22 protein-coding genes and 4 pseudogenes are annotated in these 24,692 nt (G+C 40.5%); 8 read left to right on the forward strand and 18 right to left on the reverse strand.

The genetic code is table 11. The features are described 5' to 3' along the window. Positions 1-77 precede the first annotated feature (77 nt). From DX522_RS06840 to eno, 6 genes are all read right to left on the reverse strand, one after another. Positions 78-1,223, reverse strand: coding sequence for an iron-containing alcohol dehydrogenase (locus DX522_RS06840; protein ID WP_115180257.1), 1,146 nt, complete (start codon positions 1,221-1,223; stop codon positions 78-80). Between the two features lie 48 nt (positions 1,224-1,271). Then, positions 1,272-2,453 carry a glutathionylspermidine synthase family protein gene (locus DX522_RS06845; protein WP_115180258.1) on the reverse strand — a complete coding sequence of 394 codons (1,182 nt, stop codon included), beginning with the start codon at positions 2,451-2,453 and terminating at the stop codon, positions 1,272-1,274. A gap of 2 nt (positions 2,454-2,455) precedes the next feature. Further along, positions 2,456-3,082, reverse strand: a complete 627-nt coding sequence (locus DX522_RS06850) for a hypothetical protein (protein ID WP_262054292.1) — start codon at positions 3,080-3,082, stop codon at positions 2,456-2,458. 7 nt (positions 3,083-3,089) lie between these two features. Continuing rightward, positions 3,090-3,797 (reverse strand): HAD-IA family hydrolase, encoded by a 708-nt coding sequence (locus tag DX522_RS06855; protein ID WP_115180260.1) that lies wholly within the window; start codon positions 3,795-3,797, stop codon positions 3,090-3,092. 8 nt (positions 3,798-3,805) lie between these two features. After that, positions 3,806-4,225, reverse strand: a complete 420-nt coding sequence (locus DX522_RS06860; protein ID WP_115180261.1) for a DUF2251 domain-containing protein — start codon at positions 4,223-4,225, stop codon at positions 3,806-3,808. Positions 4,226-4,308: 83 nt separating this feature from the next. Continuing rightward, positions 4,309-5,619: a phosphopyruvate hydratase gene (gene eno / locus DX522_RS06865; protein WP_075875631.1), complete on the reverse strand. Its 1,311-nt coding sequence runs from the start codon at positions 5,617-5,619 to the stop codon at positions 4,309-4,311. A gap of 285 nt (positions 5,620-5,904) precedes the next feature. On the opposite strand from eno, the gene DX522_RS06870 reads away from it, so the two are divergent. Further along, complete coding sequence (locus DX522_RS06870; protein WP_115180262.1) at positions 5,905-7,671, forward strand: DUF4153 domain-containing protein; 1,767 nt, start codon at positions 5,905-5,907, stop codon at positions 7,669-7,671. An 84-nt stretch (positions 7,672-7,755) separates the two neighbouring features. On the opposite strand, the gene pyrG is transcribed toward DX522_RS06870, so the two are convergent. From pyrG to DX522_RS06915, 11 genes and pseudogenes are all read right to left on the reverse strand, one after another. Then, positions 7,756-9,393 (reverse strand): glutamine hydrolyzing CTP synthase, encoded by a 1,638-nt coding sequence (gene pyrG / locus DX522_RS06875; protein ID WP_065242715.1) that lies wholly within the window; start codon positions 9,391-9,393, stop codon positions 7,756-7,758. 198 nt (positions 9,394-9,591) lie between these two features. Beyond that, positions 9,592-9,934, reverse strand: a pseudogene (locus DX522_RS11970) (iron-containing alcohol dehydrogenase); the annotation flags it as partial. Next, positions 9,926-10,412: pseudogene (locus DX522_RS06880) on the reverse strand (MFS transporter); the annotation flags it as partial. The pseudogenes DX522_RS11970 and DX522_RS06880, both read right to left, overlap by 9 nt. A gap of 54 nt (positions 10,413-10,466) precedes the next feature. Then, positions 10,467-11,114 (reverse strand): L-fuculose-phosphate aldolase, encoded by a 648-nt coding sequence (gene fucA, locus DX522_RS06885; protein WP_115180263.1) that lies wholly within the window; start codon positions 11,112-11,114, stop codon positions 10,467-10,469. Then, a pseudogene (gene fucU, locus DX522_RS06890) lies at positions 11,080-11,561 on the reverse strand (L-fucose mutarotase). The gene fucA and the pseudogene fucU overlap by 35 nt, the downstream one beginning before the upstream one ends. A gap of 13 nt (positions 11,562-11,574) precedes the next feature. After that, entirely contained in the window at positions 11,575-12,840 is a 1,266-nt protein-coding gene (locus DX522_RS06895) for a PTS sugar transporter subunit IIC (RefSeq protein WP_262054183.1), read from the reverse strand. 45 nt (positions 12,841-12,885) lie between these two features. Next, the gene (locus DX522_RS11690; protein WP_262054184.1) at positions 12,886-13,293 is read right to left on the reverse strand and encodes an alpha-L-fucosidase; all 408 of its coding nucleotides are present in this window, start codon (positions 13,291-13,293) and stop codon (positions 12,886-12,888) included. Next, positions 13,283-14,209 carry an alpha-L-fucosidase gene (locus DX522_RS06900; RefSeq protein WP_262054185.1) on the reverse strand — a complete coding sequence of 309 codons (927 nt, stop codon included), beginning with the start codon at positions 14,207-14,209 and terminating at the stop codon, positions 13,283-13,285. Before DX522_RS06900 ends, DX522_RS11690 begins: the two co-directional genes overlap by 11 nt. 67 nt (positions 14,210-14,276) lie before the next feature. Beyond that, a complete protein-coding gene (gene fucK, locus DX522_RS06905) occupies positions 14,277-15,695 on the reverse strand; it encodes an L-fuculokinase (RefSeq protein ID WP_115180265.1) in 1,419 nt (472 codons plus the stop codon). Between the two features lie 108 nt (positions 15,696-15,803). Next, positions 15,804-17,573, reverse strand: coding sequence for an L-fucose isomerase (gene fucI, locus DX522_RS06910; RefSeq protein WP_115180900.1), 1,770 nt, complete (start codon positions 17,571-17,573; stop codon positions 15,804-15,806). A 225-nt stretch (positions 17,574-17,798) separates the two neighbouring features. Next, positions 17,799-18,547 (reverse strand): annotated as a pseudogene (locus tag DX522_RS06915) (DeoR/GlpR family DNA-binding transcription regulator). Between the two features lie 126 nt (positions 18,548-18,673). Here DX522_RS06915 and glmU point away from each other — a divergent pair. From glmU to ispH, 3 genes are all read left to right on the forward strand, one after another. Beyond that, positions 18,674-20,044 (forward strand): bifunctional UDP-N-acetylglucosamine diphosphorylase/glucosamine-1-phosphate N-acetyltransferase GlmU, encoded by a 1,371-nt coding sequence (glmU, locus tag DX522_RS06920; RefSeq protein WP_049371771.1) that lies wholly within the window; start codon positions 18,674-18,676, stop codon positions 20,042-20,044. A gap of 116 nt (positions 20,045-20,160) precedes the next feature. Further along, entirely contained in the window at positions 20,161-20,652 is a 492-nt protein-coding gene (gene lspA, locus DX522_RS06925; RefSeq protein ID WP_070852916.1) for a signal peptidase II, read from the forward strand. Further along, positions 20,649-21,593 (forward strand): 4-hydroxy-3-methylbut-2-enyl diphosphate reductase, encoded by a 945-nt coding sequence (ispH, locus tag DX522_RS06930; RefSeq protein WP_115180266.1) that lies wholly within the window; start codon positions 20,649-20,651, stop codon positions 21,591-21,593. Before lspA ends, ispH begins: the two co-directional genes overlap by 4 nt. A gap of 48 nt (positions 21,594-21,641) precedes the next feature. Here ispH and DX522_RS06935 read toward each other — a convergent pair whose 3' ends face one another. After that, positions 21,642-22,013, reverse strand: coding sequence for a DUF305 domain-containing protein (locus DX522_RS06935; protein ID WP_115180267.1), 372 nt, complete (start codon positions 22,011-22,013; stop codon positions 21,642-21,644). Between the two features lie 131 nt (positions 22,014-22,144). Here DX522_RS06935 and rdgB point away from each other — a divergent pair, with 131 nt between their 5' ends. From rdgB to focA, 4 genes are all read left to right on the forward strand, one after another. Then, positions 22,145-22,744, forward strand: coding sequence for an RdgB/HAM1 family non-canonical purine NTP pyrophosphatase (rdgB, locus tag DX522_RS06940; protein WP_115180268.1), 600 nt, complete (start codon positions 22,145-22,147; stop codon positions 22,742-22,744). Positions 22,745-22,782: 38 nt separating this feature from the next. Further along, entirely contained in the window at positions 22,783-23,100 is a 318-nt protein-coding gene (locus DX522_RS06945) for a heavy metal-binding domain-containing protein (RefSeq protein ID WP_005698058.1), read from the forward strand. A 144-nt stretch (positions 23,101-23,244) separates the two neighbouring features. Next, complete coding sequence (locus DX522_RS06950; RefSeq protein WP_115180269.1) at positions 23,245-23,607, forward strand: helix-hairpin-helix domain-containing protein; 363 nt, start codon at positions 23,245-23,247, stop codon at positions 23,605-23,607. Between the two features lie 212 nt (positions 23,608-23,819). Beyond that, positions 23,820-24,674, forward strand: coding sequence for a formate transporter FocA (focA, locus tag DX522_RS06955; protein ID WP_115180270.1), 855 nt, complete (start codon positions 23,820-23,822; stop codon positions 24,672-24,674). Positions 24,675-24,692 lie beyond the last annotated feature (18 nt).

Below are 24,692 nucleotides of genomic sequence, written 5' to 3' on the forward strand. Positions count from 1 at the left end.
AAGTGAAATATTGAGAATATAAAAAGAGCGGTCAAATTCCATTGTTTTGTGAATTTGACCGCTCTTTTTATGAGAGATTACTTCGCTAAAGCGAAAATTGCTTCAATAGCTTCTTTGGTATAAATCTTATCCATTTTCGCCTTAATCGCAGTTTGAACCGCATTATCAACAATTTCAGATAAGGTTTTATCATTAATATCAAGTTGCTCAAGGCGAGTTGGTGTACCGATTTTATCAAACCAAGCTTTTAAGGCTTGAATACCATCTTCAGCCTTATCTAAGCCAAATATTTCTTTAGCAAAGCGTTTGAATTGAGCAGGTCTTTGAGATTGATACCATTGCATCCACGCAGGCATAATCACGGAAAGGCCAGCTCCATGTGGCACATCTGAAATCGCACTCATGGAATGTTCAATCATATGATTTGGGAAACCGTAAGGTGAGATACCTAAATGGGTTAAACCGTTTAACGCAAGTGTAGCCGCCCAGGCAAATTCACCACGAGCATTGAGATCTTGGGGATCATTGAGCAAGATTTCAGTCGTACGGATAACGGTTTTAATATTGCTTTCTACTAAGAAATCAATAATTTCAGGACGATATTCTGCCGTGAAATAGGCTTCAATAGAATGAGCAATAATATCTGCAGCAGAATACACTAAATAATCACGACTGACGGTCGCTTGCAATTTCGGATTAATGACTGATACTTTTGGGAATAAATGATTGCTGTGAATTGAATATTTTTGCTGCGTTTCTTCATTGGTAATGACGGCTCCCCAGTTCATTTCACTGCCTGTTGCCGCAAGGGTGATCACATCAAAAATCATCAACGCTTTTTGCACCGGTGTGCCTTTGAAGAAATCCCAAGTATCACCGTCATAGCACGCACCTGCCGCGATCGCTTTTGTACTATCAAGGCAAGAGCCACCACCGATACTCAACACACTATCTGCACCAAAGGCTTTTGCCATTGCAACGGCTTCACGGACTTTGCTGATTGTTGGGTTACTTTTCACCCCACCACATTCAATGTATTCAATTCCATGCTCACGCAAACTTTTTGCCACACCTTCAAATAAACCGGATTGTTTGACACGCTCACTACCATAGATAATTAAGGCCTTTTTTGCACCGTATTCGTGCATATATTTACCCATCTCTTTTTCTTTATCGAGACCAAATTCAATGCGAGTAGGGTTTTGAAAACTAAATGGATACATATTTATCTCCTTATTATCTGTTAAGTGCGGTCAGTTTTTGCGTTGTTTTTATTCCACAAAGTAATGCGGAATGAAGTGGCTATCATTGCCAGTAACTGGGGTAAAATCTTCTCTCAATCCGATGCCGCATGCCACATCACCCACTACCCAAGAACCAATCATTGGATACATACCATCAAAATTCGGTAGTTCAAATTTTTGTTGATAGATGTAGCCTGCCTGATCGTAAAAGGCAGAATGTTCGCTGCCTTTGGCAGCAAATTCCAGACCATTACGTTTTTCATAGTAAGAAACATTGGCGCCCTCACGGCCTAACGTCGGTTTTTTCACCCATATTGATTGACGATCGGTAATATCATGTTTACTAAAGTAAGCGGGTAGTAATAAAGGGTGGTTTGGATGTTTTTGCCACAATTTCGCTAATAGCACTTTATTGCTTAATAGTAATTTCCACGCTGGCTCAATAAAGGTGGTGGATGAATTAAGCATGTGCGGTGCATATTCTGTGGTAGTCATCCATTCAAGTGGATAGAGCTTAAATAAACAATCAATAGGTTGATTATTCAGATCGAGGAATTGTTGACTGTCTTTATCATAGCCCACGTCTTCAATAGCGAGCTGATGAATATGCCAACCTGCGTTGTAAGCCACATCCGCTAGGTAATCGATATTGCCCCAATCTTCACGTCCCACTTCTTGCATAGCACTAAAATGGAAATCGTTTAGTCCTGTTTGCTGTTGAATAAACTGAAAGCGATTGAGTAATTCTTCGTGAATCCAATTAAATTGGTCACGATGAGCTAAGCCTTCAATTTGCTCTAACCATTTCCATTGCACCACAGCAGCTTCAAGCAGGGAAGTTGGCGTGTCGGCATTGTACTCAAACATTTTGAGGTTTTCGCCGTCATAGCCAAAATCAAAACGGCCATATAAGTGCGGTACGTTTTTAGCCCATGTTTGTTCAATCAGATTTTTCTGTAAATCGGTGAAGCGATAATGCGCATAATCACCTTGTTTAATTTCATCGGCAACAAAATCCATACACATTGCGTGCAATTCGTTGGTGGCATCTTCAATGCGATCGATTTCAGCTAGGGTAAATTCATAAGCCACATTATCCGACCAATAATGGGAGCCATCAGAGGAAGGTAGATTATAGTAATCAAAGCCCACATCTAATAATTGTTGCACCATATTAGGGCGAGTAGGAAAACCTGTGATTCGTTTCATATTTAACCGCCTGAGCTACGGCTGCTGCTTGAATTTGAGCTTTTAAAGCCACCGCGTGAAACTGGTTTGCTGTAAGTGCTGCCTGCATTACCTTTCACTAATACAGGTTTACCGACAGAACGATTAGTTTGTGGTTGGATAACTTGGCCCGTTGGTGTTGAAACGGCACGGTTACTTGGATTGTAGCTTGGACCTAAAAATGAGCCCATCGTACGCGCGATCATATAACCCATTGCAGCACCAGCAATCGCACTGCCCATACTACCGTGTCCTTCTCCTGTTGCAGAGCTCGTGTGGCTTGCTCCCTCAGAACCGCTTGAGTTGCCAGAGTGAGTTGCGCCATCTGGATTTAAGGTTTGTTTGACGGTTTGATTGTCTTCTGACCATTCACTATTATTGCTTGGACGTGTATTTAAATTGCCCGAGAGAGAAGAGCCAGATCCAGCATGTGCAGTTGTGCCGCTATTATTTTCACTAGATTGCTCAGCTTCGCATAATTCAATTTTTTGCCAGTCAGCTAAACAATCCTCAAGGCTGTTATAAACATCACGTTGAACTTGCTCTTCTGAGCAGCCGCCCAATAAAGCCACAATGGAAAGGCTGACGAGAACTTGATTTTTCTTTTTCATCATAGGGTTAAAGTGTTAATAATTCAGTTAAATGATTGATTTCTAATGTAGGCAAAACACTTGCTTCAGTAAATGAATTGAGGTTTTTGCCTGATAAATTAATCCATACAGCTTGGCAGCCGGCTTGAATGGCGCCTTGAATATCCGTGGTTAAGTTATCACCAATATGTAAAATTTCACTCGGTTTTATGCCAAAATGATCGGCGGTTTGGTGGAACAAATCTTGATGAGGTTTCGCTCTGCCTTGCTCTCCTCCATGTAAACTCAGTTGAAAGTGTTCAAATCCAATACGTGTTGCAATCACATTACCATTGGTAATCACGCTAAGCGGGTAGCGCTCTTTAAGTTGGTTTAATACTTCAATGCTTTCAGTGGGAACATCAATTTTATGTCGCCATTCAATAAATTCTTCCATAGCGATGGCCAAAGTGCGGTCAATTTCAACCGCACTTTTACTATGATGCGCCAGTAAGTGCCGTAACGTTTTGACCCGCCAGGCGATCACATCTTCAGCAATTAAGGGATCTTTCTCCGCCAGTTGCCATTTCCATTCTCGCCAATATTCTGAGGTAAGATCGGTCAGTTGTGCGTGTTCTTGTACACATTGAAGAAAGCGTTCTTCGGCCAAACGAATGACATCACTATTATCGTAAAGGGTGTCATCAAGATCAAAACTCATGACCTTGAAAGGCTGAAGAGCGCGGTAAAATCGCATAGTTAATCCTATTTAATGGTATTGACACCAAGCCATGCTGTTGCACGTTCATTGGTGATTTCTTCGTGTGTCCACATGCTCATTAAGTCAGGCTGAGGATGTTTGTTGGTGTTATAGCCGATCAAATGAGCAAAATCAAATACGGCATGCGGATAGCCATTAATGAGCAATAAGGCTAAATAACCACTTTCATCCCAGCAGATTTCTAATTTACGTGCTTCGTGGTGATTGCGAGTGTTATCGACGTTATAAACATGTAAGCAATCGACAACAGGCTGCCCATTTTGACGCATATCTAACGCATAAAAATAGCCCGTTTCACCGTCATCTTCAAACATTACCGCTAGATGATCATGCACAGTTGAGTGTGTGCCGACTTGCTTTGGTTGACCGAGAAAGAGTTGATCTTCGAGGGTTAAATGTAACATTTTCTTTCCTTTAAATATTAGATAGAAAAACACCGCACTTTTATGCAAAGTGCGGTGCTATTTTACATTAAATTAAGCAAAAATTATGCTTGACCTTTAACCGCTTTTAAACCTAAGAACGGAGCTGGTGTACCAGCACGCTCTAATGCTTCTTCAATACGGATTAATTGGTTGTATTTAGCAATACGGTCAGAACGGCTCATAGAACCAGTTTTGATTTGACCTGCTGCTGTACCAACCGCTAAATCAGCGATAGTCGCATCTTCGGTTTCACCTGAACGGTGAGAGATTACAGCGGTGTAACCTGCATCTTTAGCCATTTTGATTGCTGCTAAAGTTTCAGTTAAAGAACCGATTTGGTTGAATTTGATTAAGATAGAGTTTGCGATACCTTTTTCGATACCTTCTTTTAAGATTTTGGTGTTAGTTACGAATAAGTCGTCGCCCACTAATTGAACGCGGTCGCCTAACACTTTAGTTTGGTATGCAAAACCTTCCCAGTCAGATTCATCTTGACCATCTTCGATAGACACGATTGGGTATTGTTTAGTTAACTCTTCAAGATAGTGAGTGAACTCTTGAGAAGTGAATGAACGGCCTTCGCCTTTCATTTCGTATTTGCCAGTTTCTTTGTTGTAGAACTCAGAAGATGCACAGTCCATTGCTAAAGTAACGTCTTTACCTAATACATAACCTGCTTTTTCAACTGCTTCTTTGATACATGCTAAAGCGTCAGCGTTAGATGCTAGGTTAGGTGCGAAACCACCTTCATCACCTACAGCCGTGCTCATGCCTTTAGATTTTAATACTTTCGCCAAGTTGTGGAATACTTCAGCACCGATACGAAGTGCTTCACGTAACGTTTTCGCACCAACTGGTTGAATCATGAATTCTTGGATATCGACGTTGTTGTCTGCGTGTTCACCACCATTGATAATGTTCATCATTGGTAATGGCATAGAGTAAACGCCTGGGGTGCCGTTAAGTTCTGCAATGTAAGCGTAAAGTGGTAAACCTTTAGATGCTGCAGCGGCTTTCGCTGTTGCTAAAGATACCGCTAAGATTGCGTTTGCACCGAAGTTAGATTTGTTTTCAGTACCGTCTAAATCGATCATGATTTGATCGATTTCAGCTTGGTTAGACGCTTCTTTACCCACTAATGCATCAGCGATAGGACCGTTTACAGCCGCGACCGCTTTTAATACACCTTTACCTAAGAAACGAGATTTGTCGCCGTCACGTAATTCTAATGCTTCACGAGAACCAGTAGATGCACCTGATGGAGCAGCTGCTAAACCAACGAAACCACCTTCAAGATGAACTTCAGCTTCTACAGTTGGGTTACCACGAGAGTCGATGATTTCACGACCAATGACTTTAACGATTTTTGCCATTTTGTTTTCCTCTGTTTAAAGTTAATTAAAATTAGTTAGGCGAACCTAAAGTGGCAATATAATAAAGCAAATTTAGAAATTTGTCTTGGAAAAATGACCGCACTTTGATCTGCATCTTGTTTTTCAATAAAGTGCGGTAAGTTTTTATCTCTTTTTATCCAATATCTATTTAATTTTAGTGGATTTATCCATAAAAGTTCGTTAAAGTTTCAGTAAATTCCATACTGTTTTAGTATGAATTATTAAGTGTTAATTAAGACTTTATAGAATAAAAAAGGAATGATTATGTCTGTTTCAATATTTTTCGAAAAGACTAAAGTGCAGATAAAAAATGCAGTGTCTGCACATCCGATTGAAATTTTTCTAATTAGTGCATTTGCAATTGGAATTTGGTTTGTCGATATGAACTCAGGAAAAGATCATTTAGCTTATTGGCTATTTGAGCCGATGCTGTTTGCCTTTATTTATTTATCTCGCCCATATTCTTGGTATCGTTTTTCATGGATTGTGCCTCTCATTGCTGTTTTCACCATTTGGCAAGTGAATGATAATACTGATTTTTATTGCTATAGCCCTAAGTTTTGGGGTGCAAATTTTATTGCGTTACTGGTGTTATTAGGGTTTCCATTTGAAAAAAATAATCAAGGGTTTACCTACCGTAATTTTATCAATCTATTCCATCTTGGCTTAGCAACGGCGGTATGGTTATTGGTATTTGGATTAGTAGCGGCTATTTTATTTACGATTATAACACTCTTTAATATAGAGTTTTCTGATAGTTTCTACAGTCACATTTATATGTCTTTAGGCATTTTTACTCAGCCACTGTTTTTCTTAGTATTCCAACAGCGCCAAGTTAAATCGGAAATGACGTTAAATCGCATTTTTGACATTTTAGTTAATTTCGTATTAGCACCAGCATTGATGATTTTCACTGTGTTGCTTTATGCTTATGTTGTTCAAATTATTTTTGAAGGCGTATTACCAAAAGGCATGCTGGCTAATATTACCTTGCCTTACCTGCTTGGTGGTTTAGGCGTATATGCATTACGTTCTATTTGTGCTAAAGCCCGCTGGGAAACTTTCTTTAAGTTCTATCCATTTCTTGCTATTGTGTCAATCGTGTTGCTATGGCTGGCGATTGATCGCCGTATTAGTGCGTATGCTTGGACTGAACCACGAATTTATTTAGTGGCCTTAGCTACGGCGATTACGATTGCTTATACCATTTTAATCATCTCTAAAATTCGTCAATATCGTTTGATTTCTGTTGTTGTAATGATAGCTATTTTTGTCATGACTTGGGTGGTGAATCCGAAAGAAATTGCTTATCAAAGCCAAACGGAACGTTTTGAACAGTTATTAACAAAACTAAATTTATCCGATAATTCAGGCAAAATTCGTGATGATGTAGATTTTGTAGAGCGTTTAGAAAATATGCCGAAGAGCGAGCTTAAAGATTGGGAAGAATTAGATAGTGTATCAGACTATTTGCTTTACAGTATAGAGCTAGACTCTTCTGTGGAAGATGCTTATCAAGAAAGACGAGAGGTATTTAAGAAGCAATATGGTGAAAAATCGAAAGAACTTTTGGCATTCAATATTTATCATGATGAGATCCGCATCAATGAGCGAATAATTAGCGACCGAAAAACAACAGTGGGATTTGAATGGAAATCAATTGATGTCACGCCGTATAAAAAATGGATTCATGTACCGATACCTGGATTTGCTCGTACAGAGGTTCAGACTTATATGAAATCTGATGAAAAAGCGGATAAGCACAAAGAGAAGCCAGAGGTTTGCTTTGTTGAAGATCATGACAGATATTGTACAAATATGGATGAACATATTCACAAAGTATTTAAAGAACATCAGCTAGACCCGATGAAAAAAATCTCTCAAGCTGAACTTAAATCGCTTAGCCAAGATTTATTAAAAATTGATAGAGCAAGCTTTACGATTTATTTGAGTGAGCTTGATATGGAATTTAGTCAAGAAAAAGGTTATTACTACAAGGAATTAACCGTCGAAGCTATTTTCGATAAATAGACAATATATAAAAAGTGATCTGGACCCAAAGTAGGTGTCCCGATTTTGGGGTACAGATCACTTGTTTATGGAATTATCAGCAAATTACTTTTCAGTTTTTAACTGATTTTCTCTGGCTGCTTTGACAAAACCTTCAAATAATGGGTGACCATCACGTGGCGTTGACGTAAATTCTGGGTGGAATTGACATGCCACAAACCATGGGTGGTTTGGTACTTCGATGATTTCCACTAATTTACGATCAGCCGATAAACCTGTCACTTTAAGCCCGGCTTTTTCAATTTGTGGAAGCAGGTTATTGTTCACTTCATAACGGTGACGGTGACGTTCTTCAATCGTTTCTTTGCCATATAATGCACGCGCTTTTGAGCCTTCAATTAAATGACATTGTTGTGCGCCTAAACGCATCGTACCACCGAGATCTGAATTGTCGTCACGGGTTTCAATGTGGCCTTCCGCATCTTGCCATTCTGTAATCAAACCAACAACAGGTTGCTCACAGTTACGATCAAATTCAGATGAGTTGGCTTTTTCAAGACCTGCAACGTTGCGCGCGTATTCGATTAACGCAATTTGCATCCCTAAACAAATACCGAGGTAAGGAATATTGTTTTCACGCGCATATTTTGCTGTCAAAATTTTACCTTCTACACCGCGATAGCCAAAGCCGCCAGGTACTAAAATACCATCTACGCCTTTTAATACGTCAGTGCCTTTGGTTTCAACATCTTGAGAATCAATGTATTTGATATGCACGCTTAAACGGTTTTTCAAACCTGCGTGTTTTAAGGCTTCATTCACTGATTTATAAGCATCAGGTAATTCAATGTATTTACCGACCATACCAATGGTGACATCGCCCACAGGGTTGGCTTCTTGATAAAGCACTTGTTCCCATTCAGAAAGATCAGCTTCAGGACAGTCTAAGTGGAAACGTTGACAGATGAATTCATCTAAACCTTGTGATTTCAATAATGCTGGAATTTGGTAGATTGAATTCACATCTTTTAATGAAATTACTGCACGTTCTGGTACGTTACAGAATAAGGCAATTTTTGCACGCTCGTTTGGTGGAATCATGCGATCTGAACGGCAGATAAGCACATCTGGCTGAATACCAATTGAAAGTAATTCTTTTACAGAATGTTGTGTCGGTTTGGTTTTCACTTCGCCCGCAGTCGGGATGTATGGCACTAACGTTAAGTGCATAAAGAGAGTATGCTCACGTCCGACTTGTACGGCAAGTTGACGAAGTGCTTCTAAGAATGGAAGTGATTCAATATCACCCACGGTTCCGCCCACTTCAACAATTACCACATCATGGCCTTGTGCACCGGCAATCACGCGATCTTTGATTTCATTGGTGATGTGTGGAATAACTTGAATTGTCGCACCTAAATAATCACCACGACGCTCTTTGCGTAATACTTCAGAATAAATTTTACCTGTGGTGAAGTTGTTGCGTTTGGTCATTTTGGTACGAATAAAACGCTCGTAGTGACCTAAGTCTAAATCGGTTTCCGCCCCGTCTTGTGTCACGAACACTTCGCCGTGTTGGGTTGGGCTCATTGTACCCGGATCCACGTTGATGTAAGGGTCTAATTTCATAATAGTCACGTTTAAGCCACGTGCTTCTAAAATGGCTGCCAATGATGCTGCAGCAATACCTTTACCTAACGATGAAACTACACCGCCTGTGACGAAAATATAATTTGTAGCCATAGTGAGAGACCTAAAAATGTTGGGATAAAAATGATATAGCCAATCATCTTTTATGTAAATTTGTGCAGAATGCTGAAAAGTGCGGTCAAAAATAAAAGAAAAAGATGACTAGCTATCAAGACGGGAGGGTAGTTTACCTTATTTGTTGAATTAACTCAACGATTGAATAATCGATCAGGGTTAATTTTCATAGATGAATTATTTAAATGGCAATCTATAGATTTCTAAAATATCCTCTGCCGTGCAATTACGTGGATTGCCTTCAGTACAAACATCTTTAAGTGCATCTTGAGAAAGCTGTCTTACAGCATTAATCGCAGTCTATATTCATCTTGGCTCATATCATCTACACCCTTCACACCCATTACTCTAGCAATCTCACGGAATTTTTCACCAGTTTCAGGAGCATTGAATTCTAGTACATAATGCAATAAAACTGCGTTAGCAATGCCATGTGGGGTGGCATAATAGGCAGAAAGCGGGTGTGCCATGCTGTGTACGATACCTAAACCTACGTTCGAAAACTCATGCCTGCAACGTAAGGAGCCCGAATTTCCGCCAAATCGTGGGTGCGAATGCTCATTTTTTCCGTTTCGGACAAAGTGTGGAAAATTACATGGCCAGCGGCATCCCGTTTATCGGATTCCAAATCGGTTAAGACTAATTGAGACGCTACGAACATCTCGGTAATAGAGCCAAGCGGGTTAAAGGATTAGGCAAAGTTCAAACGACGGGTGGCAGTTTGCGGATTGCCCATGGGCAAAATGTAAGGATTTGCCATGTTTTCAAGAAATGCCAAGCCAAAATATAAAGAAAAATTAAGAAGAAATGCAACTCTTTATATTTAGCGACCAGCCAAAATAACAAGGCCCGACCGCATAAAGCGCTAAACCTAGAAGAATTCCCGCTTTGTAACTATAACGACTGGCAAACAATACAGTTGGAATCGCTATGGTTCGATAACCGCCATAAAAAGCAAATTGTATTAAAGCGGCTTCAGATGCCGGAATTTCCATTACTTTAGCGCTCGTAATCTTTTCCTTGTTTAAATGAGTGATGAATCTGTTTGTGGGCTATTCTTCAATGCGCAGCCCATAAGTATGGAATTTTCCTAGAACTACTTTCATTTGCTCCTTACTTAATAATGGAATTTCCAAGCCTGTCGCCAGCAATTTCAAATACCAAGATGCCAATACTTCAACTTCTTGTGCTAACCACAAGGATTTGTCCAAGTTTTCGCCACAAGTGATTAAACCGTGATGAGAAAGTAAAATCGCTTTGCTTTCTTTAATGCCTTCGCCCACATAGGACGCTAATTCGTGAGTACCGAACGTTGCATAAGGCACACAAGGGATATGATCGGTGCCGCCAACCGCGACCATGTAATGAATGGCCGGAATCGGTTTTTCTAAAATAGAAAGCCCCGCACAGTTTATAGAATGGTTATGTACTACCGCATTGGCCTCAGGGCGTGCTTGATAAACGGCTAAATGGAATTGCCATTCGCTAGACGGCAGTTTATTTTCTTCGTGTTTACCTTTGCCGTCCACATACACAATGTTTTCCGGTTTCATTAAATGGTATGGCATTCCTGTCGGAGTGATGAGCATGCCGTCTTTGTAACGTACACTGACATTTCCCGCTGTACCTTGGTTTAACCCCAATCGGGTCATTTCAAGACAAGTATCAATAATTTTTTGTGCTAGTTCTTTTCTGTTCATTTTTTAGTATCTCTAAGCTGTTATAGAACGGGGATAACCCTTTTTTAATAATGTTGCCGTATTTAGCCGCTTTGTCACTGATTACGACCACATAAGCCTGTTTGGCGCGTTCGTAAAAGGCAAAGCGTTCAATACGTTCTAAATTAGGTATAAAATTGACCCACTTTTAATCGCGCCCAAGTAATTAGCTTCAACGCTAGGATCAAGACTACCCCCGGAACGGCTTGCATCATTATCAATGGTGCATCCACATAAGCATCTAATTCAAAAACTGCGCAATACCTTTAAGTAGCGTAGTAACGGTGATGCCATCCGAAGGCTCACGTTTGAATGTAATAAATGTGTCGGGAAATGAGCATCTGATAGTATGATTTCATCACCATGTCTCATTTCAGCAAGGGTTTTGAGTAGTTCTGGGGATATAGCCGGATGAATTCCTTTTAGCATGTTCTAACCTCTTTCATGAATGATTTGCTTCTTGTTGTTCTCGGGCAATACAGATTTTTTCGTATGCTTTGAAGAATGGGTAATAGATAAAGACATCTAATATGATTAAAGCGGTACTTAGTATCGGCGCCCAAATGTCACCGCCTGAAACCAAATACGCACCAATTGGCGCCGGTGTTGTCCATGGTGCCATGAGGTAGATTCTGTGGATTAAATCGAAATCTAGGATTAAATAAGCAATAACGGCATTCGCAATCGGAGCAAAAATCAACGGAATGAAGAATGTCGGATTAACTACCATCGGAACGCCGTAAACGATAGGTTCTCCAATGGAAAATACAGATGGAAGCAAGCCGATTTTGCCTATAGAGCGTAGATGTACGGATTTGCTACGAACTAACAGAATTGCTAGAGCAATAACGCCACCGGAGGCACCGTGTACCACATAGAAATCCCAAAATGAGTTGGTGATGATATAAGGCAACGGTTGCCCTGCCTGTAAAGCTTCAAGGTTTGCTGCCATATTTTGTAACAGAAACGGTGTCCAGAGTTGCATTAAAACCAGTGAACCATTGATGCCTAAAAACCAAAGCAAATGGGTGGCAAAAACAAACAGAACGATAGCGCCTAAAGAATCACTAACTTTAATTAGCGGAGCCATAAAGTCCATGATTAATTGCGGAATAATAGTTCCGGTAGCATGTTCCACATATAAGGCAAATGGGAAGATAGTTAGTAACATTGCCAGAATTGGAATAACAATATTAAGTGATTCTGCAACAGCAGTTGGAACCTCTTTAGGCAGGCGGATACAAATATTGAATTTTTCCAGTAAACGGGTAAGTTCTACGGAATAAATAGCAACGAAAATTGCAGTGAATAATCCAGTTCCGCCAAAGAACTTCACATCTATCATGCCATCTTTAATCGGCATAGAAACCAGCAAGAACGTCATGACGGACAGAAATGCCGCTGGTAAAGGTTCTCGTTTATAGGCTTTGGCGAGGTTGTAGGCAATACTGGCAGAGGTTAATAACGAAATAATGTTGAACGACATTTGGAAGAATCGCCAACCGTAATCGCTTGCCCAATTGGCAAATTTCCACCAAGCCATACCGAAACTGTTTGTTGTATTCTGATCAAATGGCGGAATTAATAGAATCATAATGAAACTACCGACGACTAAAAACGGTAATACCACAATAAATCCGTCCCGAATGCCGGCAATGTGCGGTTGATTTTCCAGACGTTTTGCAAACGGAACCAAGTGTGCATTCATGTAGTTGATGACTTTTTGATTGAAAGAATTACTCATATTTTTCTCCTATTCCCCGTTAACCGCTTTAAAACAAAGCACTTGCCAATCATCCTTGTAATTTTCAAGGTTAATTTTGACGTGATCCTGTTCAATGTATTGTGAGAACTTCACTTCGGGATTTAAACAATGCACCTGGACAGAACAAGGAAATTCAAATGTCTGATTACCTGCACTAAGCCCATCAACGAAACAATAACGATCTGGACCCTTGGAGGTGAAATGGAAAGAGAGATTTTCTAGTTGATAAGATTCACATCGACTGCATCGAGTGTCATAAATTCCTTCGCCGTTAATGGCTAACCATTGCCCTAATCCTTTTAAGCGACTAATTTGACCTTCCGGTATAGTACCGTCAGCTTTTGGTCCCACATTGAGCAATAAGTTACCGTTATTGGCGACTACTTCAACCAACAATGAAATCAGTTTTTTTTACAGAAATTAAACTGTCATCGGTTTCATTTTGGTTATAGCCGAAAGAAAGTCCTAAACCCCGGCACATTTCCCATTTTTTGTTACGAGAGGCTTCACCCTGTTTGTATTCTTTGTGTGCGAAATCTCCCCATAAATCGTTCCAACGGTTATCTAAAACAGCGTCCTCTACTTGGTTGTAGTAGTAAGCAAATAAACTCGGTAACATGTGCTCACCTTGCTTCGGCCAGCCAATATCATTCCAAAGTATGGAAGGTTTATATCGATCAATTAATTCTTTGCAATGGTTGTATGCGTAATCTGCGTAAGCATAGGTTGGGCAGGCATTAGACATATTTTGGCTTTCAGTGAAAATTGGTGCGGAAGAGAAGGTCCAGTCAATAACGCCGGAATAATAGGCACCCATTTTTAATCCTTCCGTTCTGACGGCTTCAGTCAATTCACCCATAATGTCCCGTTTAGGTCCATAATTCAGGCAATGATAGTAGGTATATTGGCTTGGAAATAAACAGAAACCATCGTGGTGTTTCGTAGTTAAAACCACATATTTTGCCCCTATTTCACGGAATAACTTTGCCCATTCGGTAGGTTGCCATTTCTCCGCTTTCCACATTGGTAGAAAATCACGATATGCAAAATCTTTGCCATAGGTTTTGAGATGGTGCTCGTAGGTTGGTCCGCGTTTTACATTAATGGAATTAAAGTACCATTCGGCATACGGATTATTGCAGAACCATTGTTCATCAACATCGACTTCACCTAGTTCCCAGGTTAACGGCGCATAAGCCGGAACAGAGTAAATTCCCCAATGAATAAAAATACCGAATTTATAATCATCATACCAATCAGGTAAACGATGGGTTTTTATGGAATCCCAAGTTGCTGAATAATAGTGCTTCATAGATGTCCCTCATTTGTTTATCAAGTGAAAATCTGTATGTGCGACTTACTGTTTTAACAAAATGTAATTATGCTGATGGATAAATCCGCTTTCTATTTGGTTGCATTGCTTTCTGTGCTTGTTCCGGAGTTAGGTATATCCCAATGCCCGCGAAGGTGAACATTGCCGCGCCGAGCACAGTGCTTTCTGCGATATCCACGACATCAATCGGTAAACCTAAAACATCTGCACGGATTTGGTTCCAGAGTGGGTTTTTCGAGCCACCGCCAACGCAAAGCAAACTTTCCGCTTTGAAATGACTGACTTGTTGTAATACCTCTAAGCCCTGTTTGAGTTGGTTTGCCATGTAATAAAGCGCAGCAAGGTAGATTTCTCCACGAGAGGAGAACATAGAAAGTCCGCTGATATTGCCTTGTCCAAGTTGGCTAAAAACACCCTGAAAATTGACCGCACTTTGCATGCCTTTTTCAGCTGCAGCGGAGCCTTCGGCGATCATGGTCGGGTAATATTGGTCAGTGCCATGTACATCGGCGAACAACAATTTACCGAGCCATTCCATAATGCCTGAACCGACCCATTGCACGGCGGGGTTAAAACAATTCTGCTGAGCGTCAAATTCGGTGGTTAAGCCTTGAGGCACAAAATCAAATTGTGGTTCGGCGTGTTCCGTGCGGGCCATTAAGATTTCCCACGTGCCTGAACTGAGTACTGGTTGATTCAATCCCGCACCGGAACCAAATACGGCAAATTGGGTGTCGTGACCGCAGGAAATCACGGGAATGCGATTTAAGCCCCAATGGTCGGCAAGTGCACTAGTTAACACTCCCACTTTTTCACCTGCGTTATGTAATGGTGGAAAGTGTTTTTGGCTTAAACCGAGCAGTTTTAAAATGTCCTCGTCCCAATTTCCTGTAGCGAGACGGGTCATCATGGATGTGCCAGCCATGGTGTGGTCGGTGGTAAATTTGTCAGTTAAACGTTGGGTTAGCATGGAAGAAATGAACACGAATTTATCCATTTTTTGGAAAATATCCGGTTTGTTTTCTTTCAACCAAAGCAGTTTGAATAAGGTATTGAAGCTGTATTGTCCGATACCGTTACGTTGATAAAGGGCTTTTATGTCTAGCAACTGAGGGAGATTTTCCATCACTGGCACCGTTCGCGGGCATTTCCACGAAATAATCGGATAAAGTTGTTGCCCGTTTTTATCAAATGGTGCGCCGTCCACGCCGAACGTAGTGACGGAAATGCCTACGATTTCTTTTAAATCAACCTGTTGTTGCTTTAATTGAGCGATTGTATTATCCGCACACACCGTTAATTTTTGCCAAATTTCTTCAAAATCCCAAATATGATAATCAGGCGATTCGCTGCCTTGTTGGGTATTGTTGGCAAGGTGATGGGACGCCACGACTTTGCCTTTGTCATTCATGGCGATAGTACGTAAATTGGTCGCGCCGCAATCAAAAATCAGTACGATAGACATAAAAGTTCTCCTAAGTGCGGTCAAAAATTCATTTGTTTTTTCAACCGCACTTTTGTTTGAATTTTTATGGGATGATGGTACGCACCTAGGTGCGCGCCGGCCATAGGTTTATTTATAAAGCGGTCCGAAGTTTTTGCAGGCGCGGTAGTCCTGACCTTCTTTGTCTTGACCGAAACCGTTCCAAGAGCTTGGGCGGAACACGTCGGCATCTTCAACGTTGTGCATGCAAACTGGAATGCGTAACATGGAAGCCAACGTGATGAGGTCTGCGCCGATGTGACCGTAAGTTGCAACACAGTGGTTAGCGCCCCAGTTCGCCATCACAGAATATACGTCGTTAAATGCACCTTTACCTGTCAAGCGAGGCACAAACCAAGTTGTCGGCCAAGTTTCATTTGTACGATGGTCAAGCGCATCATTGATTTCTTTCGGTAAATCAATGGACCAACCTTCAGCAATTTGTAGCACAGGGCCTAAGCCTTTGATGAGGTTAATGCGGTGCATGGTGAACGGCATGCCGCCTTTGGTTAAGAATTGAGAGGATAAACCGCCCCCACGGAAGTATTCGTGTACCGCAGGACACCAACGGGTATGTTCCAAACAACGTTTGCCGTCTTCTTCCGTGACTTCCCATGCCGGTTTGATGGTTGGGTTGCCATTGGCATCTTTATGTTGACCTGTACCGTCAAGGGCAGCGGAACCGGAGTTAATTAAATGCAGGAAGCCTTGTTCCGGACGGAAACCGGTAACGCGTTCTACGGAATCTGGGCTCCAGTAAGTCCGTACGTCGGCAAAGATTTGTGCCTGACCGGTGAGCTGATTACCAAGCAACATACAAACCGCGTTCAAACTGTCGTTTTCGGTCGCAAGAATGTATGGCGGGCGCACGCCGTTCCAGTCGTAAGTGGAATTTAGCATGGCTTCCATAAAGTCACCGTTCGGTAAATGGTCGGTCCAATGGCGTTGACCTTGGAAACCGGCAGCAATAGCATTGTGACCGAGAGCTTCTTCGCCAAAGTTTAATTTTGCCAATTTCGGATTACCCACCATTAAATCACGGGCGATAATGGTCATTTTCACCACATTTTCCCAAAGTTCGGCGCGTTCTTCCGGGGAGCGTTGATTTTCCGGGCTGTTTACGTCAATACCGTCTTTGCAATATTGTTTCACCCAAGAAAGCGCTAAATCCATTTCTTCCTGATCGTAAATTTTGCGATCCAAGCGGCGTTTGATTTCGGTCATGTCCACATATTCGTTACGCATACCGAGGTATTCTTGGAAGAATTGTTGGTTGACGATAGAACCGGCGATACCCATGGAAACGGAACCGATAGATAAGTATGATTTGCCGCGAATAGTCGCAACCGCAAGACCGGCACGAGCAAAGCGTAATAGTTTTTCTTTAACGTCAGATGGGATGCTTGTGTCATCAGCTTCTTGTACTTCCGTACCATAAATGGAGAAAGCTGGTAAGCCTAATTGAGAATGACCTGCGAGGGCTGCCGCTAAATAAACAGCGCCTGGACGTTCAGTGCCGTTAAAGCCCCAAATGGCTTTTGGCATATGCGGATCCATGTCGATAGTTTCGGAACCGTAGCACCAGCAAGGGGTGACGGTAATGGTTAAGCCTACATTTTCATGTTTAAATTTATCGGCGCAGGCGGCAGCTTCTGCTACACCACCAATACAGGTATCGGCAATAACGCATTCAACGAAAGCGCCGTCCGTATGGCGAATGTGGCTTTGTAATAATTCAGCAACGGATTTCGCCATGCTCATGGTTTGATCTTCTAATGATTCGCGTACACCCATGCGACGACCATCAATAGTTGGGCGGATACCGATTTTTACTCGATTTGATTGAGTGATAGATGTCATCATAAAGTCCTCCTTTTATGTTTAACATTTATGATGAAATGTGAATAAGTTGATATCGACTTAACCTGGTATTATTTTTGATAAAAAGAATGAGAGAAGATAGGGTAAAATCCAAATTGATTTCATATTTGTGAGAAAGATCACACAAAAGTGTTGTTTTTTTATAAAATTAATACCCGATTAACCAATATTCAAATGTTTAACGGTTAAATCGGGCATTTTTATCTATAGAACGGTCAATACATCTGCTTTATCACAATATTTTTGTAAGGGAGTTGAGAGGGCTGAATCAGTAAAGATAGTGTTTATTTTATTTAATTCGCTTAATTGGATTAGGCTTTTTTTCTCAAATTTTGATTGATCTACGAGTAGATAACATTTTTCTGATGCATCCATCATCTTTCGTTTTATCGACGCATTTAATTCATTTGATTCCCAAATATTTCCTTCGTTATCAATACCAGAACAGGAAAAAATAGAAAAGTTGATATGCAAACGCTGTAATAAATATTCAGATAATGGACCGTAAAAGGCTTCATATTTTCGAGAGTAGACACCACCAGTAACAATTGTTTTGATATTTGGCTTGTTCACTAATGCGTTGATGTTAAAAATTGAGTTTGTTACAACTGTGCAGGGAATATCAGGCATTAGGTATGCAAAATACCAACTAGTAGAGCTAGCATCAAGTCCAATTACTGCATTTTCATAGAGCAATTCAAGAGCGTTTTTAGCAATATGGCGTTTGGCTATGGAGTTGACATGTTGTCGTATTTGAAAAAAAGATCCAATATCATTCGTTTTTCCGCTAACAGCGCCACCATGAGTACGATATAGTAAACTTTTTTTTCTAATCGATTGAGATCTCTACGGATAGTTTCTACTGACATTTCACATTGTTGAGCGAGTTCTTGTACGCTTACTTTACCTTGGTGATTTAGTAGTTGTAAGATTATTTCATCCCGATTGCGCATATAAACCTCTGTAGATTGAAGAGTCTTTAGTATTATAGAATTTTCTTGAAAAAGATAAACAACTTATCATTCAACCCTTTCTACGATAGAATACGCCCAAATTTTTTATAAAGAAGAGAAGAATTTATGACAAATAAAGCATTAAGCGTGGTGATTTTAGCCGCCGGTAAAGGCACTCGTATGTATTCTGATTTACCAAAAGTCTTGCACAAAGTGGCAGGAAAACCGATGGTAAAACATGTGATCGATACGGCAAATCAATTAGGTGCGGAAAACGTGCACTTAATTTATGGTCACGGTGGCGAATTAATGCGTGAACGTTTGGCAAATGAAAGCGTGAACTGGGTATTCCAAGCGGAACAATTGGGTACAGGACATGCTATGCAACAAGCGATGCCTTTTTTCCGTGATGATGAAAATGTTTTAATGGTGTATGGCGATGGCCCAATGATTACACCGGAAACATTGCAAAAATTAATCGATGCGAAACCTGAAAATGGTATCGCAGTGTTAACGGTCGTATTAGATAACCCAACAGGTTATGGTCGAATTGTACGTGAAAATGGCAAAGTTGTAGGGATTGTTGAACAAAAAGATGCAACGCCTGAGCAACTCAAAATTCAAGAGATTAATACAGGTGTGTTAGTTTCAGATGGTGCAAGTTTCAAAAAATGGCTAGCGCGTTTAGATAATAATAATGCACAAGGCGAGTTTTATATTACTGATGTAATTGGCTTAGCTCATCAAGATGGTTGTCCGATTGTAGCTGTTCAAGCAACTGATTTTATGGAAGTTGAAGGGGTGAATAACCGCCTACAATTAGCCAAAATGGAACGCTATTATCAACGCAAACAAGCAGAAAAACTTTTACTTGCAGGCGTGATGTTAATTGACCCAGAGCGTTTTGATTTACGTGGTACATTAGAACACGGTAAAGATGTTGAAATTGATGTAAATGTGATTGTGGAAGGTAATGTACGTTTAGGCGACCGCGTGAAAATTGGCGCTGGCTGCGTATTGAAAAATGTGACCATTGGTGATGATGTTGAAATCAAACCTTATTCTGTTTTAGAAGATGCGACAATTGGTGAGAAAGCGGCAATTGGTCCATTCTCTCGTTTACGTCCAGGTGCTGAATTAGCCGCTGAAACTCATGTGGGCAACTTTGTAGAAATTAAAAAATCCACAGTGGGTAAAGGCTCTAAAGTAAACCACCTCACTTATGTGGGTGATACTGAAATCGGTGAAAACTGTAATATTGGTGCAGGTGTCATTACTTGTAACTATGACGGTGCGAATAAATTTAAAACAATCATTGGTAACAATGTATTCGTAGGTTCTGATACACAATTAGTCGCGCCAGTTACTGTGGCAGATGGCGCAACGATCGGTGCAGGCTCAACGATTACTCAAAATATTGAGAAAGATGAGCTTGTGATTACTCGTGTGCCGCAACGTCATATTCAAGGTTGGCAAAGACCGGTGAAGAAAAAGTAATTAACATTGCAAGGCGAACCAATGTGTTCGCCTTTTATAATTTGATGCCTTTTGCTTTATAAAGGCTATTCGAGTTGTTAAAATCATCGTCCATTTATAAAGACAGATAATTTCCTATGACAAAAAATAAAACAGGACTTTCATTCCTTTGGTTAAGTGCGGTCGCATTTATCCTTGATTTACTGACCAAATATATCGTAGTGCAACGCTTTGATCTCTATGAAAGTGTGAACATATTGCCCGTTTTTAATTTAACCTATGTGCGTAACTATGGCGCAGCGTTTAGTTTTCTTGCTGAACATGATGGTTGGCAGAAATATTTCTTTATCGTGCTAGCAATCGGGATTTCTTTGATGCTGGCTTATTTTATGAAAAAGAATTCTGCAGAACAAAAATTACAAAACTCAGCTTATGCGCTGATTATTGGTGGTGCGTTAGCCAATATGGTGGACCGTGCGTATAACGGTTTTGTGGTGGATTTCTTAGATTTTTATTGGGATATTTATCATTATCCGGTATTCAATGTGGCAGATATTGCGATTTGTATTGGTGCGGGTTTATTAGCATTAGATGCCTTTAAAGGTGATAAAAAGAGCGGTCAAAAATGAAGATAATTTTAGCTAACCCTCGTGGATTTTGCGCGGGTGTCGATCGAGCCATTAGCATTGTTGAATTAGCGCTTGAAATTCATGGTGCACCAATTTATGTCCGTCATGAAGTGGTGCATAACCGTTTTGTGGTGAATGGTTTGCGTGATCGTGGGGCGATTTTTGTGGAAGAATTAAGTGAAGTGCCCGATGGTGCTATTGTGATTTTTTCCGCCCACGGCGTGTCACAAGCCGTTCGTCAGGAAGCGAAAGATCGTCAGTTAAAAGTATTTGATGCAACTTGTCCGTTGGTAACCAAAGTGCATATGCAAGTGGCTCGTGCAAGCCGTAAAGGGACGAAAGCGATTTTGATCGGACACAAAGGCCATCCCGAAGTGGAAGGCACAATGGGACAGTACAACAACGAGGAAGGTGGTATTTTCTTAATTGAAAGCGTGGAAGATATTGCTCGTTTGCCGGTTCAAGAAAGTGATGATTTAACCTTTATGACGCAAACCACACTTTCTCTTGATGATACGGCGGAAACTATCAGTGCATTGAAAGACAAATATCCTGCTATTCAAGGCCCACATAAAAACGATATTTGCTATGCTACAACCAATCGCCAAGAAGCAGTGCGTGAATTAGCGAAACAATGTGAGCTAGTCGTGGTTGTAGGCTCAAAAAACTCATCGAATTCTAACCGTTTAGCTGAGTTGGCATCGCGTATGGGCGTGAAATCAAAATTAATTGATGATCCAAATGATGTGGCAGCAGATTGGTTTGAAGGCGTTGAAACAATTGGCGTAACAGCAGGCGCTTCAGCACCTGAAGAGTTGGTGCAATCCGTGATTGGTCGATTAAAAGAATTTGGTGCCGATACTATTGAAGAGCTTCAAGGCTTAGAAGAAAATATGTTCTTTGAAGTGCCAAAAGAGTTAAGAATAAAAGAAGTAAACTAATTCTATTAAAAAAGTGCGGTTAATTTACCGCACTTTTTTTGTGTTATTTTATTTTTTATTGTGCACTTTAAGCCATTTTTGCATTTGTTCAATTTCTGCTTGTTGAGCGTTAATAATATTCTCAGCAAGCTTACGCATCTCAGGATCTTTTCCGTATTTTAATTCAACTTCTGCCATTTTTACTGCACCAATATGGTGTGGCAACATACCTGCTGCAAAAGCAACATCAGGATCTTTATATTGCGCAGCTGCCATCATGTCTTGATGCATTTGATTCATACCTTGCATAAATTCTTGTTGCATTGCAGAATCTGTCGACATTGGCATATTCATGTGTGCTTGATGCGGTTGTTCATTAGCTTGGGCATAAATTGAAACTGCAGCAGCGCTAAGTGTGATAAAAGTCATAAGTTTTTTCATGTTTTTCTCCTATGTGATAACTGAATGAGCACCAATCATAAACGTTAACCTAAGGTTAAGGTCAATATTTATTCCGAAAATTTTTGGTGAAATGCTAAAATAAGACAATGTTTGATATGAGGGACAGAATCATGAAACAAAAAATTGTGCTTGCCACAGGTAATAAAGGCAAAGTAAAAGAAATGGCGGATGTATTAGCTAATTTCGGTTTTGAAGTGATTGCTCAAACGGATTTAGGCATCGAAAGCCCCGAGGAAACTGGCTTAACGTTTGTCGAAAATGCGATCCTTAAAGCACGCTATGCGGCTGAAAAATCAGGGTTGCCGGCAATAGCGGATGATTCCGGTCTCGTGGTAGATGCGTTAAATGGTGCGCCAGGATTGTATTCTGCACGTTATGCTGGAGTAGATGGTGATGAAGCCGACGCGAAAAATCGTGAAAAATTACTGACAGAATTATCCGATGTTCCATCTGAACGTCGCCAAGCAAAATTTGTGAGTACGATTGTGTTATTGCAACACCCAAGTGATCCTTCTCCAATCATTGCTCAAGGTGAATGTGATGGGAAGATTATTTATGAAGAGAAAGGTGAAAATGGCTTTGGTTATGATTCGCTCTTTTTTAGCCCAGAAAAAGGCTGTACTTTTGCAGAATTAGAAACCGTAGAGAAAAAGAAAATCTCTCATCGTGCGAAGGCATTAGCTGTTTTAAAATCAAAATTAAGCGTCTAAAGTGCGGTTAATTTTTAACGAGAATTTAAGGATACAAAATGATTGTGACAACAACTCCTAATGTCGAAGGGAAACAAATCGTAGAATATAAACAAGTCGTCTTCGGTGAGGTGATTGCGGGTGCCAATTTCATGCGTGATTTCTTTGCTGGCATTACGGATGTGATTGGTGGGCGTTCTAGTGTTTATGAGCGTCGTATTAGTCGTGCACGTCAAGATGCGTTGAAAGAACTAGAAGAAAAAGCGTATGCCTTGGGTGCTAATGCTATTGTTGGCGTGGAAGTTAACTACACAACAGTGGGCACGAAAAGCATGTTTATGGTGATTGCAAGTGGCACGGCAGTGGTGGTGCGCTAAGGTCGTTTTTTCATTTGCTTAAATGTAATTTTTGCGATCAGGATCGCAAAAGTGCGGTCAATTTCTTGCGTGTTTTTGGAGTTTCTTAAAAATATCGCTGTTGATATGAGTCAACGGTACTTTTTGTTAATAAAGGGCATTTTTATGAAATTGATGAAACATTTATTTAGTTCATTATTTATTGCAGGCGCGATGTTGAATACACAAGCAATTGCAGAAGAAAAGACAGCAGAGCAGGCTCAACCGCAAACGCAAGTGCAGCAACAAACTGCTGTGCAAGCACCATCACAAACTGTACAACAAACAGTGAGTGATAAATTAAATATCAATACCGCTAGTGCATCAGAAATTCAAAAAGCATTGATTGGTATTGGGGCGAAAAAAGCAGAAGCCATTGTGCAATATCGTGAAAAACATGGTAATTTCACCGTGGCAGAACAACTACTTGAAGTACAAGGCATTGGCAAAGCCACGCTAGAGAAAAACCGAGATCGTATCGTGTTTTAATGTTGTTATTTTTATATGAAAAGCGGAATAGTGATATTCCGCTTTTTTATTTTTGAACAGAAAATTTACCAAAACTTGCAAAATATCAAATTTTTTTGGAATAAGTCGGGGAATCCTTGCAATGGTTTTTTAAGAGAGTAGAATACCAAACGGGTATAGGAATACCTATGTTGTAGTATAAGAAATAATAAACCAACTATTTGGAGTTAGATATGGCATCAGAAAATTTAAATCAATCTTCTGTTGCTCTCACACCAGTTGAAGCAACGGATTATGCTGAAAGCGTCGCTGCGTATAAAGCGCAAAAACGCCCATTTTTATCATTTCTGTCTGGTATTAGTGCTGGGGCTTGTATTGCTTTAGCCTTTGTATTCTATACGACGACACAAACAGCAAGCGCAGGAGCGCCTTGGGGATTAACCAAGTTAGTCGGTGGGTTAGTTTTCTCTTTAGGCGTAATTATGGTAGTAATTTTAGGATCTGAATTATTCACCTCTTCTACTTTAACCTTAGTTGCTCGCGTAGGCGGTAAGATAACCACAACGCAAATGATCCGAAATTGGATTGTGGTATATTTGGGCAACTTTGTGGGCGGTTTATTTATTGCTGCAGTGATTTGGTTTGGGGGACAAACCATGGCAGCAAATGGTCAATGGGGTTTAACCATTTTGGCTACCGCTCAGCATAAGATTCACCATACTTGGTTTGAAGCATTTAACCTTGGTATTTTATGTAACATTATGGTGTGTGTAGCGGTATGGATGTCTTATTCCGGTAAAACTGTTACAGATAAAGCATTTATTATGATTATGCCGATTGGTTTATTTGTTGCATCAGGTTTTGAACACTGTGTGGCAAATATGTTTATGATTCCACTAGGCATTATTACAGCTCATTCTAGTACGCCAGAATTTTGGCAACAAATTGGTATAGATCCAATGAAATATGCAGACTTAGATCTTTATCATTTCATTGTGAAGAATTTAATTCCCGTAACGTTGGGCAACATTGTGGGTGGCGCAGTTTGTATCGGCTTATTCCAACGTTATTTAACTAAAGCTCACTAATGTACTAACGAACTAAAC

It is taken from the genome of Haemophilus parainfluenzae (assembly GCF_900450995.1).
Lineage (GTDB): Bacteria > Pseudomonadota > Gammaproteobacteria > Enterobacterales > Pasteurellaceae > Haemophilus_D > Haemophilus_D parainfluenzae_O.

What these genes read in the sequence shown, in the direction of transcription:
- glmU (WP_049371771.1), top strand. Translation starts at nt 18,674, where the DNA reads ATGACAAATAAAGCATTAAGCGTGGTGATTTTAGCCGCCGGTAAAGGC.
- DX522_RS06840 (WP_115180257.1), bottom strand. Translation starts at nt 1,223, where the DNA reads ATGTATCCATTTAGTTTTCAAAACCCTACTCGCATTGAATTTGGTCTC.
- DX522_RS06845 (WP_115180258.1), bottom strand. Translation starts at nt 2,453, where the DNA reads ATGAAACGAATCACAGGTTTTCCTACTCGCCCTAATATGGTGCAACAA.
- ispH (WP_115180266.1), top strand. Translation starts at nt 20,649, where the DNA reads ATGAAGATAATTTTAGCTAACCCTCGTGGATTTTGCGCGGGTGTCGAT.
- DX522_RS06870 (WP_115180262.1), top strand. Translation starts at nt 5,905, where the DNA reads ATGTCTGTTTCAATATTTTTCGAAAAGACTAAAGTGCAGATAAAAAAT.
- DX522_RS06860 (WP_115180261.1), bottom strand. Translation starts at nt 4,225, where the DNA reads ATGTTACATTTAACCCTCGAAGATCAACTCTTTCTCGGTCAACCAAAG.
- DX522_RS06895 (WP_262054183.1), bottom strand. Translation starts at nt 12,840, where the DNA reads ATGAATGCACACTTGGTTCCGTTTGCAAAACGTCTGGAAAATCAACCG.
- DX522_RS06935 (WP_115180267.1), bottom strand. Translation starts at nt 22,013, where the DNA reads ATGAAAAAACTTATGACTTTTATCACACTTAGCGCTGCTGCAGTTTCA.
- focA (WP_115180270.1), top strand. Translation starts at nt 23,820, where the DNA reads ATGGCATCAGAAAATTTAAATCAATCTTCTGTTGCTCTCACACCAGTT.
- fucI (WP_115180900.1), bottom strand. Translation starts at nt 17,573, where the DNA reads ATGACATCTATCACTCAATCAAATCGAGTAAAAATCGGTATCCGCCCA.
- DX522_RS06850 (WP_262054292.1), bottom strand. Translation starts at nt 3,082, where the DNA reads ATGAAAAAGAAAAATCAAGTTCTCGTCAGCCTTTCCATTGTGGCTTTA.
- DX522_RS06855 (WP_115180260.1), bottom strand. Translation starts at nt 3,797, where the DNA reads ATGCGATTTTACCGCGCTCTTCAGCCTTTCAAGGTCATGAGTTTTGAT.
- pyrG (WP_065242715.1), bottom strand. Translation starts at nt 9,393, where the DNA reads ATGGCTACAAATTATATTTTCGTCACAGGCGGTGTAGTTTCATCGTTA.
- eno (WP_075875631.1), bottom strand. Translation starts at nt 5,619, where the DNA reads ATGGCAAAAATCGTTAAAGTCATTGGTCGTGAAATCATCGACTCTCGT.
- DX522_RS06945 (WP_005698058.1), top strand. Translation starts at nt 22,783, where the DNA reads ATGATTGTGACAACAACTCCTAATGTCGAAGGGAAACAAATCGTAGAA.
- fucK (WP_115180265.1), bottom strand. Translation starts at nt 15,695, where the DNA reads ATGTCTATCGTACTGATTTTTGATTGCGGCGCGACCAATTTACGTACT.
- lspA (WP_070852916.1), top strand. Translation starts at nt 20,161, where the DNA reads ATGACAAAAAATAAAACAGGACTTTCATTCCTTTGGTTAAGTGCGGTC.
- rdgB (WP_115180268.1), top strand. Translation starts at nt 22,145, where the DNA reads ATGAAACAAAAAATTGTGCTTGCCACAGGTAATAAAGGCAAAGTAAAA.
- DX522_RS06900 (WP_262054185.1), bottom strand. Translation starts at nt 14,209, where the DNA reads ATGAAGCACTATTATTCAGCAACTTGGGATTCCATAAAAACCCATCGT.
- fucA (WP_115180263.1), bottom strand. Translation starts at nt 11,114, where the DNA reads ATGAACAGAAAAGAACTAGCACAAAAAATTATTGATACTTGTCTTGAA.
- DX522_RS06950 (WP_115180269.1), top strand. Translation starts at nt 23,245, where the DNA reads ATGAAATTGATGAAACATTTATTTAGTTCATTATTTATTGCAGGCGCG.